Source organism: Glutamicibacter uratoxydans (assembly GCF_050753455.1).
In the GTDB taxonomy this organism is placed as follows: Bacteria; Actinomycetota; Actinomycetes; order Actinomycetales; family Micrococcaceae; genus Glutamicibacter; species Glutamicibacter uratoxydans_A.
Genome location: NZ_CP192736.1, coordinates 150,090 through 162,324 on the forward strand (window position 1 = coordinate 150,090; position 12,235 = coordinate 162,324).

At 62.2% G+C, this 12,235-nt stretch carries 11 protein-coding genes; 5 read left to right on the forward strand and 6 right to left on the reverse strand.

Features of this window, described 5'->3' with window-relative positions; all coding sequences use genetic code 11:
- Positions 1-62 precede the first annotated feature (62 nt).
- The 4 genes from ACQQZ8_RS00695 to ACQQZ8_RS00710 are packed head-to-tail and all read right to left on the reverse strand — an operon-like array spanning position 63 to position 3,676.
- A complete protein-coding gene (locus ACQQZ8_RS00695; protein WP_431710846.1) occupies positions 63-545 on the reverse strand; it encodes an RpiB/LacA/LacB family sugar-phosphate isomerase in 483 nt (160 codons plus the stop codon).
- A complete protein-coding gene (locus ACQQZ8_RS00700; RefSeq protein ID WP_431710847.1) occupies positions 542-1,957 on the reverse strand; it encodes an FAD-binding oxidoreductase in 1,416 nt (471 codons plus the stop codon). The genes ACQQZ8_RS00695 and ACQQZ8_RS00700 overlap by 4 nt, the downstream gene beginning before the upstream one ends.
- Entirely contained in the window at positions 1,954-2,709 is a 756-nt protein-coding gene (locus ACQQZ8_RS00705; RefSeq protein ID WP_431712100.1) for an SDR family NAD(P)-dependent oxidoreductase, read from the reverse strand. Before ACQQZ8_RS00705 ends, ACQQZ8_RS00700 begins: the two co-directional genes overlap by 4 nt.
- A 22-nt stretch (positions 2,710-2,731) precedes the next feature.
- Positions 2,732-3,676: a VOC family protein gene (locus ACQQZ8_RS00710; RefSeq protein WP_431710848.1), complete on the reverse strand. Its 945-nt coding sequence runs from the start codon at positions 3,674-3,676 to the stop codon at positions 2,732-2,734.
- A 241-nt stretch (positions 3,677-3,917) separates the two neighbouring features.
- Between ACQQZ8_RS00710 and ACQQZ8_RS00715 the strand changes: the two genes are divergently transcribed.
- Positions 3,918-4,862 (forward strand): LysR family transcriptional regulator, encoded by a 945-nt coding sequence (locus tag ACQQZ8_RS00715; RefSeq protein WP_431710849.1) that lies wholly within the window; start codon positions 3,918-3,920, stop codon positions 4,860-4,862.
- Between the two features lie 82 nt (positions 4,863-4,944).
- Here ACQQZ8_RS00715 and ACQQZ8_RS00720 read toward each other — a convergent pair whose 3' ends face one another.
- Together ACQQZ8_RS00720 and ACQQZ8_RS00725 are read right to left on the reverse strand one after the other, a co-directional pair.
- The gene (locus ACQQZ8_RS00720; RefSeq protein ID WP_431710850.1) at positions 4,945-5,916 is read right to left on the reverse strand and encodes an SRPBCC family protein; all 972 of its coding nucleotides are present in this window, start codon (positions 5,914-5,916) and stop codon (positions 4,945-4,947) included.
- 13 nt (positions 5,917-5,929) lie between these two features.
- Positions 5,930-6,268, reverse strand: a complete 339-nt coding sequence (locus ACQQZ8_RS00725) for an ArsR/SmtB family transcription factor (protein ID WP_431710851.1) — start codon at positions 6,266-6,268, stop codon at positions 5,930-5,932.
- 233 nt (positions 6,269-6,501) lie between these two features.
- On the opposite strand from ACQQZ8_RS00725, the gene ACQQZ8_RS00730 reads away from it, so the two are divergent.
- The 4 genes from ACQQZ8_RS00730 (at position 6,502) to adh (ending at position 12,070) form a co-directional block, all read left to right on the forward strand.
- The gene (locus tag ACQQZ8_RS00730; RefSeq protein WP_431710852.1) at positions 6,502-7,401 is read left to right on the forward strand and encodes an ABC transporter ATP-binding protein; all 900 of its coding nucleotides are present in this window, start codon (positions 6,502-6,504) and stop codon (positions 7,399-7,401) included.
- Positions 7,398-9,047, forward strand: a complete 1,650-nt coding sequence (locus ACQQZ8_RS00735; protein WP_431710853.1) for an ABC transporter permease — start codon at positions 7,398-7,400, stop codon at positions 9,045-9,047. The genes ACQQZ8_RS00730 and ACQQZ8_RS00735 overlap by 4 nt, the downstream gene beginning before the upstream one ends.
- Positions 9,048-9,138: 91 nt before the next feature.
- Complete coding sequence (locus ACQQZ8_RS00740) at positions 9,139-10,359, forward strand: GAF domain-containing protein (RefSeq protein ID WP_431710854.1); 1,221 nt, start codon at positions 9,139-9,141, stop codon at positions 10,357-10,359.
- 187 nt (positions 10,360-10,546) lie between these two features.
- Positions 10,547-12,070 carry an aldehyde dehydrogenase gene (gene adh, locus ACQQZ8_RS00745; RefSeq protein WP_431710855.1) on the forward strand — a complete coding sequence of 508 codons (1,524 nt, stop codon included), beginning with the start codon at positions 10,547-10,549 and terminating at the stop codon, positions 12,068-12,070.
- The last annotated feature ends 165 nt before the right edge of the window (positions 12,071-12,235 follow it).

The window sequence follows — 12,235 nt, forward strand, 5'->3', positions numbered from 1 at the left end:
GGAAACGCGCAGGGGCATCGCTTGATGGCCCTGCGCGTGGGGTGGTCTTCCAGGGTGCGGTCCTAGGTGAGGGTCCACCCTTCGATGGTGCTGCTGGTTTCGAATTCAGCGGTGTTCACGATCCGTCGTGCATCGTCCAGGTTGCCGGAAAAAGCTGTGACCAGCATGGTGCTTACCAGTTCCTTCGCGGTGTCCGTATCCAGGTAGGCGGCACCCAGGGTGAGCACGTTCGCGTCCGCCTGTTCCCGGGCCGCGGTCACAAACCGGGGGTCGCTGGCGGTGATGGCCCGTGCCCCATTGACCTTGTTGCAGCAGATGACCTCCGCGTTGCCGGAGTAGCCGCAACTGATCCCCAGCACGGGCACTCCGGCATCCTCGTCGGCTACCACGCCCCGGGCCACGGCGATGGCATAGTGCGGGTAGTCGTCCTCGTGGTCGTAGGACGGCGCGCCATGCCAAATGACCTCATGTTCCGCGGCAAGCCATTGACGTAGTGCTCCGGCCAGCTCCCAGCCTTGGTAATTGGTGCCTAGGTGGATCCTCACGATGTAACCCCCTTTACGTCCCAGTGATTGCGGTTCATTGTCGCCGGGTCCTTGGCCATGTAGCGTACGAAGCGGCCGTGAGGATCGTGTTCGGCGATGATCTCCTGCAGTTTGGCGTAGTTCTCGTCGGCCATGAACTTCACCTGGCGGTGGGCCTGGTCGCTGTCGCCCAGGTACTGTCCCACGGTGATCGGCTGCGCGTACTCCATGTGGCGGTCCAGCAGGGCGCGGTATTCGGAATCCTTGGTGGCATCCTCGTAGACCATGTAGCTGGCCACGTAGGCCTCTGACTGCATGGAGAAGGCCATGTCAGGCAGCGGGCGCATGATGCCGTTGCTGAACCAGATGGTGAAAGCCTGCTCGCTGGGCAGGTCGGTGAACAACGGATTGATGCGCTTGATGACCTCGGCCGGTTCGCCACTGGTCCAGATATTGTCCACGATGTAGCGGGCATGTTCAGGATTCTGCGCCTCCTGTTCCACACGCTGTTCTTTCAGCGTAGATTCCGCAGCATGTTCCACGGCCAACGCCCGGTCCAGGATCGGGTTGTCGGCAAACGGGGCCAACGCCTGGGCGCCCTCTTCGGCACTGTCGGTCAGGGCCACACCGGAGAGCACCAATCTGCGGTGCACCACCCCATGCTCGTCGGGTTCCATGCTTTTGCTGATCACCACGATCTCCACATTCTCGGAGATGTCCGCATGCACCGTGTAGAGCCAGGCCATCAGTTCATCGAAGTCCTCCAGCGCGAACAGCTGGATGGTCCGGGCCAGGTGCTTGAAGATCGGGTTGGTCTGGATGTGGAAGCGGGTCACGATGCCGGGGAACGAAGGTCCGGCGCCCCGGGCGGCCCAATAGAGGTCTTGGTTCTGCGTGGAGTCCGCACGAATCAGCTCGCCTGCGGCATTGACCATGTCAATGGCGACCACCGATTCGGCTGCCCAGCCCCAACCGCGCTGGCACCAGCCCTGGCCGCCCTGGAGCAGGAACCCGCCGATGCCCACCGAGGGGCAATGTCCGCCGGAAAAGAACCGACCGCGTTCTTCCAGATACGGTGAGAGCACTGCCCCGCCTTGCACGGCCGGGTTGGCCCAGACGATGCCGGTTTCATCGTCGTAACCCTTGTTCTGGAGCAGACCCAGGTCGATGAGCAAGGTGCCGTTGCGCACGCTCCAGACAGCCCAGGAATGTCCGCCGGAACGTACAGATACCGCCCAGCCTTCCTGGGTTGCCAGACGAACACCCAGTGCAACGTCCTCTTCCGTAGCCGCAAGCAGTACCGCGGCGGGGGTGCGGTCCGGGCGTCGCCCGTTGAATACCCTGCCGACGCGGGCGTCTTCGAAATCCGGGTCACCGGGATGGACCAGTGATCCGGTGAAATCTGCGGCTGTGATCCGTGTTGTGGTGCTCATCCTAGAACGGTTCCTCCTCCGTCAACCACCAGGTTGACTCCTGTAATCCATTGCGCTTCCTCCGAGGCGAGGAATAGCGCCGCGTTGACGATATCTTCGGGCTGGCCTGGACGTCCCAAAGGAATGCGGGCCAGATTGTCCAGCAGTGGTTGCGGGCCAGAATCGACCAGCCAAGCCGTGGACGGGGTGACGATGAACCCGGGGGAGATGCTCACCGCTCGGATTCCGTACTTGCCACCTTCGGCGGCCAGTTGCTGGGTCAACGAGATGACCCCGCCCTTGGCGGTGCCGTGGGCGTTCTGGCTCATGAACTCAACACCCCGGGTTCCGGCGATCGACGCGATATTCAGTACCACCCCACCGTGTTCCATGAAGTGCGGCCAAATGGCCTTGACCGTGTAAAACACCAGGTTCAGTTCGTTGTTGATGGTGAAGTCCCAGTCATCAACGCTCAGCTCATGCACATCACCGAAGCGTGGTGAGGAGGCGTTGTTATAGAGGACATCTGCCCGCCCGTGAATCGTGATGGCCCAATCTATCCACGCTTTGGCGCCCTGCGCATCAGACAGGTCCACTGGGGCCTGGTAGTGGAGTTCATATCCTGCCTCGCGCACCAACCGGGCGGTTTCCTCGGCGGTGTCCTGGAACAGGTCGCAGCCAACCACCAATGCGCCTTCACTGGCGAAGCGCAATGCAGCGGCGCGTCCCATGCCGCTGCCGATTCCGGTAATCAGTACGACCTTGTCTTGCATCCGTTTCACGGTGACCTCCTGGCTAAACGGGTGGGGCGACGAACAGGCCGCGATCCGGGTCGTTGAAGGACTCGCGGGCAACTAATTCGTTCATTTCGTTGGCAGTACCCCACTGGTCCTGGGTGGTCACATCGTTGACGTCCAGCCGGCTCGGATGCCAGGTGTCCTCGTCATCGATGGTGGCCAACTCGGTAGTGTATTCCAGCGTATTGCCGGCCGGATCGAGGAAGTAGGCGAAGGTGTTGTCCCCGGCGTTGTGACGACCAGGCCCCCACACCATGCGGGCCCCTGAGCGCAGGATTTTGCCCGCGCCGCGCATCCACTCCTCAACCCCGCGCATTTCGAAGGAAGCATGGTGCAGGGAGAAATGGGGGCCTTGGGCGACTGCGAAGGAATGGTGTGCGTTGTTGCAGCGCATGAAGTGCATGAGGTTGCCCATGCTCTGGCTCATCAGGGTGTCACTGATCGCGAAGCCCAGGTGCTTGATGTAAAAATCTGCGGTGCGTTGCATGTCGGTGGAGTTCACCACTACATGCGAGAGCTTGACGGGGACCGGTTCCCGGGGATTGATCTTGCGGTTGCGCTTCAGATGCACATCAGCGGAAACCTCGATGGTGCGCCCGTCTACGTCGTAGAAGCGGAAACCGTAGCCGCCGCCGGGCGAATCCAGGCGGCGTGGCGCAAAAATGATCTGAACGTCTGCCGCTGACAGCTCCCGGTGCAACGCGTCGACATCGGCTGTGGTGTGCGCGCCGTAGGCGATCAGGTCGATACGTTTCTCGCCCCTGCGCAACCGCACCGAAAAGGGCTCCGGCGAACCTTCGGCGCCCAGATAGGACACCTGGTGATCAGTATCGGTGTGGGCCACGCTTAGACCCCAATGCGTGGTGAGGAAATCGAGTTCTTCCTCAAAGTTTTCCACTGCCAGCGCCAGGTAGCGCAAGTGTGAGATTCTCCGGACGGTCATCGGTTTACTCCTGGGGTTCTGGTGCCCTACAGCACGGATACTGGAATTGAGATGAACGTTACGTGATCTGCCTCATAGGCGGGAATGCTTCCCGGTCGATACCAGCTATCGGTATTCACATACCTTCCGGGCAACCCGTCGCACTCCGGTCTCCGATATGCTGTCAGGCATATCACGAACCAGGGATGTCGCTGGCCGAAGCGACTGACGCACCAGAGGAGCTAAGGAGCCCTGATCCGGCATGGAGCTTTCGAAGGTTGACCTGAATCTGCTGGTGCCCTTGCGGGCGTTGTTGGAGGAAGCCAATGTGACCCGTGCAGGCGAACGGATCAACATGGGCCAGTCCTCGATGAGTTCGGCGTTGTCACGGCTGCGGGCCACGTTCGATGACGAGTTGCTGGTGCGCACGGGGCGTGATTACGAGCTGACTCCGATGGCCAGGCTCTTGCTGCCGCAGGTACAGGTGACGCTACCGTTGATTGAACATGCCCTAGGCAGTGGTGAACCGTTTGACCCGCGCACCTCGACCCGGCACTACCGGTTGCTGATGTCGGATTTTGCCATGCTCGAACTCAAGGCCCGACTTGCAGAGCTGTTGGCTGTCGGCACGAACATACGATTGGAGATCTTGCCACTGCCCTCGAACCCCACGGACAGCGACCATGCCATGACCGTGAATGACTTTGTCGTGGCGGTGCCCGGCATCGGGATCGACGGTGAGGCCTGCGAATTGTTCTCCGACGAATACGTCTGCCTGATGGATGCCCGGAATCCTTACGCGGCTCAGGGGGCAATCACCTGGGATCAGTTCTCTCAGCTGCCTTATGCGGTTTGCGACTTCGGCTCAAATCATCTGACCCCACCGGAACGACGCATGCGTGAAATGGGGTTGGTGCGCGAACCACGAATCTCAACGGCCAGTTTCCTCTCTTTGCCTCAGGTTGTGGCGGGTACTGATCTGGTGGCCGTGGTACCCCGTCGATTGGCCGAACGTTTAACAGCTTCGACTGGAACCGTGGCATTGCCGGTTCCCTTCGAACGCGTGGAATTGATCAGCACGCTGTTCTGGCATCCGGCGCACAATTCCGATCCGTCACATGGCTGGTTGCGCCATTCTCTGCAATTTCGGGATCGGCCTGTACCCACTCGCTGGCCGTTGGATCGCGAACCCCGGGTGGCCCACTAGGTCCATCACCGGGAGCATCATCCGCGCGATTCGACTGCCTACCGTGGAAAGCCGCGGGCAGGAGCGCACCAGTGAGTCGCTCTCAGAGTAGCGACTCCAGCCGCCGGTAACTGGCCTCCATCCCGTCGGTCATTCCGGTCGCCAGGACCATGTCCCTGGTTTCGGCGTCCGGATAGGTGATGACCAGGCTCAGCAGGGTTCCGCCCGTGGTGGGGGTGAAGGTGGTTTCGTTGAGCGTTGGAGGGTAGTCGGTGCCGATCATCTGCTCGGTGAATGATTCGTAGCTCTGCGGGATGCTGGACAGGCATTCCCCGGTGAACCCGAAGCCCTGTCCCTCGATATCCGGGCCGGGCTCCCACCAGTAGCGGTAGTGCTCGCCTACCGCAGCAGGCAGGACGCATTCGGTCATCGTCCATCCGTCCGGGCCCAGCAACCAGCGTTGCATCAGTCCGGCGTCGTGGTGTGCCTGCCAGACCTGCTCCCGGGTTCCACGGATCAGCCGGCTGACCCGGACCTGGGTGTCCGAGAGTAGTTGCGCCTCGGTGCTGAAGGTCTGCGCGTAATTGCGCAGGTCGATCAGCACCTGTTCGATCTGGCTCATGGCGGAACGCAGTCCCTCATCCATGCCCATGGATACCAGCTGTTCCAGCTCGGAAACGGTTGCGAAGTTGGTGGTGACGACAAGTTTCGATCCATCTGGTGTCGGGTCGAAGCTGAATACCGTGCGGGTGGTGGGCAGATCCGTGCTCGGGGTGCCGTCGGCGTGGGCAAACCCATCGGTGACTTCGAAGAACTTGTGTTCAACGACTTCTGTCCACTGCCAGTAGCCGTGGTATTTTTCGCCCTCGGGAGAGGTCATGTAGTAGTCGCTGCGTCCACCTGTGGTGCCATCATGGCGGGTGAAGGTGGCCGGGTAGCCGACCGGCCCCCAGAATTTCTCCAGTTGCCGCGGATCCAGGTAGGCGTCCCAGAGTCGTGCGACGGGGACCGGAAAGTCGGCGTGGACGGTGAGCGTCAGTGTCTCTTCGTCCTTGACGACGGAGGTGACAGGCATGGGAAGACTCCTTCTACGGTGTCTCGTCGGCGAGGAAGGCATCCAGGCGGTTGATCCTTTGGTGCCACAGATCCTCGTAGGCGGTCAGTAGTTCCTTGACGTGCCGGATCGTATCCGGCTGGCCGCGAACGATCCGTTCGCGACCACGTGCGATCTTGGTGACCAGGCCCGCAGCCTCGAGCGCTGCGACGTGTTTCTGCACCGCGGCAAACGACATGTCGTAGGACGCGGCCAAATCGGAGACACGGACTTCCTCGTTCAGGGTGCGCCGCACGATATCCCGTCGTGTGGCGTCAGCCAAGGCGCGGAAGACCTTGTTCACCTGTTCTTCGCTCAACTCATATACAACCATTTGGTTGTATATTACGCCTGTCGGGCTTGGAGGTAAAGGGGTGGTAGGGAATTTTTTTGAGTCGATAAGTCATATTGTTTAGTCTCTAAAACGAGTGATAACTCTACTATGTTCCGGAGGGTGGCTGTCTGGCCTCCTGCTTTCCCGGTAGCCTCCTCTATCCAACCCGTGCCGTGGGGCTTAACATCAAAGATCCAGGGCACGTTGTCGAGGGTAGTCAGCGGGAGGCTGTAATGGGGCAGTTGATTCTCGAAGTTTCCGGATTGACCAAGCGCTACGGAAAAGTCCGGGCATTGGACGGGCTGGATCTGACGGTCCAACCCGGTCAGGTCCACGGGTTCCTGGGCCCGAACGGGGCCGGAAAAACCACCACCCTGAGGGTTCTGCTTGGACTGCTGCGTGCAGACAGCGGCCGGGTCCGGCTTTTCGGCCAGGACCCCTGGCGGCGCGCGGCGAGTCTACACCAGCGATTGGCCTATGTACCTTCCGACGTCATGCTGTGGCCGGGATTGACCGGAGGGGAAATTATCGACCTGCTCAGTTCGTTGCACGGCCGAGTCAACGAGCGGCGCAGGACCCGGTTGCTTGAACGATTCGAATTGGACCCTACCCGCAAGGCGCACACTTATTCGCGGGGCAACAGGCAAAAGGTTGTCCTGGTGGCGGCACTGGCCTGCGAGGTGGAACTGCTACTGCTCGATGAGCCGAGCACGGGACTGGACCCGCTGATGGAATTGGTGTTCCAACAGGCCATCGAGGAAGCCGCGGACCGCGGAACCGCCGTCCTGCTCTCCAGCCATCTCCTGCCCGAGGTGGAGAAACTGTGCTCGCAGATCACCATCATCAAGCAGGGGAAGACCGTTGAATCGGGAACCCTGACCCAACTTCGTCAGCTGACCCGCAGCCACATAGCGCTCAGTGCCGCGGTGGACGCCGGGGCGCTGCGCAGCCTGAGTGGCGTGGATGACGTACGGCAGGACGGTCAGCTCTACCGTTTCAGCATCGACCACCGGGAAATTCCCAGGCTCCTGCGGCTGCTGGCCGATCGCGAGGTCACCTCGTTCAGCTGTACCCCGCCAAGCCTCGAAGAGCTGTTCTTGCATCACTATCGCACTGAAGCCGGTGTCCAATGAGCACTCCTGCCCTCGCTCGTCATGTCCTGCGCGCCGACCAGGGTGCGTTCAGCGGCACCGGAAAGCTGGTGCTGCTGATCCTGCGCTTTTCACGCCGTTCGCTGATCTGCTGGACCGGACTTGCACTGGGCATCACGTGGTACACCGTCTCCGCGCTCGAGGTGGTCTTCGCGGATCCCGAGGCGCTGCGAGCCAGGGCGGCGGTCATCGGACTGCCGGCCGCCGCAATGCTCTCCGGCCCCGGGTACGGTCTGGAAGACTATTCGGTGCCGGCGATGATGGCCAATGAACTCCTTGGGGCCTACGCGGTTTTTCTCGCCATCCTGTGTCTGCGGCAGGGGATTGTGCATACGCGCGCCGCGGAGGAAGCCGGCCGGGCTGATCTGATCGGTGCGCTGCCCGTGGCCCGCCTCGCCCCGCTGACCGCCGCCCTGATCGTCGTGCTGTGCAGCGCCCTGGCGGTGTGCCTGGCGGTCTGCACGGCCCTGCTGCTGTCCGGATTCGACCCGGCCGGGGCACTGCTCTGCGTCTCTGGCCTGTTCGGGGTGGGGCTGGTGTTCGGGGCCGTGGGGGTGTTCTGCGCCCAGCTGAGCTCGAGCACCCGCACCGCGTTCTCGCTGTCGGTGCTCGTGCTGGCGTTCGGCTATCTGCTGCGTGCTGCCGGAGATGCGAGCGAGCTCGGGGGATCGCTGCTTTCCTGGCTGTCGCCTTTCGGCTGGGCCCAGCAGACCCGCGTTTTCGTCCAGGCGCGGGCCTGGCCGTTGCTGCTATACCCCGTGTTGATTCTGCCATTGCTTTCGGCAGCCTACCTGCTGCAGTCACGTCGTGAGATCGGTGCCGGGCTGTTGCCGACGCGTCTTGGGCGGGATCGTGCGCGAACCATGGACAGGACGTTGCTGGGGGTGAGCCTGCGGCTGGAACGCACCCGGATGATCACCTGGCTGGTGGCGTTGTTCATCGCCGCGGCCATGAACGGGTCGCTGGCCAGGCCGGTGGCCGAGGCGCTGCGCGATGTTCCGGCGTTGCAGCCGTTACTGGGTGTCCAGGGTGACGCTGCGCTGGAGGAGCTGGTGCTGGCGACCCTGGCGGTGTTCCTGGCCCTGACTGCCATGGCCGCTGGACTCTACGCGGTGCAAAGCCCGCACAGGCTGAGACAGGACGAGGCACTGGGGCGGGGCGGTTTGCTGCTTGCCGGGCCCGTCACGCGATATTGGTTGCTGGGAACCCAACTGCTGGTATGCGCGGCAGGTTGCGTGCTGCTCTGCGCAGCCGCCGGAGCGGGATTGGGGCTGGGCGCTCAGCCGGTCTTTGAGCAGCCGGTACTCGGCCTCTGTGTCCTGGCCTCGCTGGCCTTCGTGCCGTTGCTCTGGTGCTGGTTGGCCCTTGCCTTCCTGGCCTACGGGCTGCGCCATGGCGGCCTGCTGGTCTGGCTGGGGATTGTCGCCTGCATTGTGGTGGGGATCTACGGTGCACTGTTGAATATCCCGCAGCAGCTGATCGACCTGGAGCCCTTCACCGCACTGGATGTGCTGGCTGTGGCGCGCGGCCAGGGTCAGGGCTGGGTTCTGGTCGGCTATTTGCTGGCTGCAGTGCTGCTGGCCGCGGCCGCGATGGCGGCCTTCCGGCGCCGGAATGTCGGTTCCTGAGGGAATGCCCGCGCTCTTCTAAAGCAGCACGAATTCACCTACTCTGGTGGATGGTACGGTGTTCCATTCTGCCGGATATGGGGAGAACCACATGGGCGAATCGATGATTGACTGGTCTGATGCGTCGCGTCAGGCGTTGAAAGCCCGAGCCCTGTTGGAATCGAACTCAACAAATCTCAACGAACTTCCGCTGCGCAACGACGTGCGCGAGTCCTGGAAACGCTCGCTGGCCCGGGTCGCCCCTGCCGCCGAGCCCTCGGTGCTCAGCGATGATCGCCTGCGGCTGGCCCGTGAACGCAGCGAGTTGCAACGGATCTGGCCGGTGTTCGAGAAGCTTCTGGTCCCAGCCGCCACCGACGCAAACCTCCTGGTGGCGCTCGCCGACGCGCGCGGCACCCTGCTCTGGGTCGCCGGGAGCACGACGGCTCGTGCCGGGGCCGAGCGTGTGGGCTTCGCCGCGGGCGCGGACTGGGCGGAACTATCCATCGGCACCTCGGCGCCGGGCATGGCCCTGGCCACGGGAACCGGTTCACAGGTTTCCGGTGCGGAACACCTCTATGAGCAGGCCCAGCAGTTCAGCTGTTCCGCCGTGCCGATCCGCAATCCGCGCACAGGCCAGGTGATCGGCGCGGTCGACCTGACCGGTGGCAGCGACGCAATTTCCATGCATTCCCTGCCCCTGTTGCAGGCGGCGGTTATGGCCGCCGAAACCCAGTTGCTATTGCCCGGCGCCGGGGCGGTGGTCGACCCGGACTACCTTGACCTGGGGCGGGCCGACGGAGCGCACCTGGGTGACCTGTCACTTTCGCTACGTCACGCCGAGATCCTGACGCTGCTGGTCGAACACCGCCACGGATTGAGTACGGCCGAGCTGGTGGAAGAACTCTTTGAACGTCCCGATGCGGCGGCGGAGGGGACGGTACGTGCCGAAATGGTGCGCCTGCGCAAGGTGCTGGCCGAACTGCCTGGCCGGGTACTGGATTCGCGCCCATACCGGTTGCGCTGGGACCTGCAATCGACGTTGGGACGCCTCCGCGATGCGCTGGAACTTGGGGATCTGGACTGGGCGCTGCAACTCTACGCGCCGGGCCTGCTGGCCAGATCGCAGGCGCCGGGGATCGTCTCGCTGCGCTACCAGATGCAGTCCGCACTGCGCGAGCTGGTCCTGGACCGCGGCACCGCCCAGCAGCTGTTGCATCTCGGACGCCAGTTGGCCGATGCGGAACTGCTGCGCGCGGCACTGCGCGAGCTGCCAGCGGATTCCCCGGCCCGCTCGCTGGTGGTTTCCGAGGTGGAACAGCTCGAAGCCTGAGGGGCCGTCAACTCCGACCCATCGTCTTGCGAACTTCCGGGGAGGGCGCGACCCCCCCCGTTGAGGCGCGGGGATCCGGGCTGTCCGCACGTTGCAACGTGGCCGCAACCTCTGGGTGACTAGAGTCACATTCAGGACGCTGGCATCAAGCCACGCGGCAGGACTGAGACGAAGGAGTCGTACAGCCATGACTGTCTATGCAAACCCGAACACCGACGGAGCAGTAGTCAATTTCAAGTCGCGCTACGAGAACTACATCGGCGGTCAATGGGTTGCTCCTGTCAAGGGAATGTACTTCGAGAACATCACCCCGATCACCGGCAAGGCCTTCTGCGAGGTCGCCCGCTCCACCGCGGAGGACATCGAGGTCGCCCTGGACGCGGCGCACGCGGCGGCACCGGCCTGGGGCAAGACCAGCCCCGCCGAACGCGCGGTGATCCTGAACAAGATCGCCGACCGGATCGAGCAGAACCTCGAGATGCTGGCCGTGGCCGAAACCTGGGACAACGGCAAGGCCGTGCGCGAAACGCTGAATGCCGACCTTCCGCTGGCGGTGGATCATTTCCGCTACTTCGCGGGAGCCATCCGCGCCCAGGAAGGTACCCTGTCGCAACTCGACGAGGACACCACTGCCTATCACTATCATGAGCCGCTGGGCGTGGTAGGCCAGATCATCCCGTGGAACTTCCCGATCTTGATGGCCGTGTGGAAACTGGCCCCAGCGCTGGCCGCCGGCAACGCCATTGTCTTGAAGCCTGCTGAGCAGACACCAACCAGCATTATGGTTCTTGCCGAATTAATTGGTGACCTGCTGCCGGCCGGTGTTCTGAACATTATCAACGGGTTCGGCGTTGAAGCGGGTAAGCCGTTGGCTTCGAATAAGCGCATCCGCAAGATTGCTTTCACCGGGGAAACCACTACCGGCCGCCTGATCATGCAATATGCTTCGGAAAACCTGATTCCGGTCACCCTCGAACTGGGAGGTAAGAGCCCGAATATCTTCTTCGAGGACATCGCAGCGAAGGATGATGCCTTCTATGACAAGGCCCAGGAAGGATTTACCCTCTTTGCTTTGAATCAGGGCGAGGTTTGCACCTGTCCATCGCGCGCGCTGATCCAGGAGAGCATCTACGGTGAGTTCATGGAGAAGGTCATTGCCCGCACCGAAGCGATCAAGCAGGGCAATCCGCTGGATACCGACACCATGATGGGTGCGCAGGCATCAAATGACCAGCTGGAAAAGATCCTGTCTTACCTCGATATCGGCAAGTCCGAAGGTGCCAAGGTACTCACCGGTGGTGGCCGCGCAGAACTCGGTGGGGAGCTCGAAGGTGGTTACTACGTGCAGCCGACCATCTTTGAAGGCACCAACAACATGCGCATTTTCCAAGAAGAGATTTTTGGCCCGGTTGTCGCGGTCACCAAGTTCGGCAATTATGACGAAGCGATTTCAATCGCCAATGACACGCTCTACGGGTTGGGGGCAGGTGTGTGGAGCCGTGGTGGCAACACCGCATACCGCGCGGGTCGGGCAATTCAGGCCGGACGCGTTTGGGTCAATCAGTATCACGCCTACCCGGCACACTCGGCGTTCGGCGGCTACAAGTCCTCCGGTATTGGCCGCGAGAATCACCTGATGATGCTGGATCACTACCAGCAGACCAAGAACCTACTGGTTTCCTACTCGGAGGACAAGCTAGGTTTCTTCTAAAAAGAGCCGCCTACAAACCAGGTAGGTGGATCACGTCGCGCTAGGTTTCGACAAACTTCGAAGGCGTGGGGTCACTGGGTGGCAGGGTGAATCATGACTAGCCTCATTTCTCACCTTCCGCTCCTGCTCCACGCCTTCGATTCTTAAACGGCAACCTGCACTGAA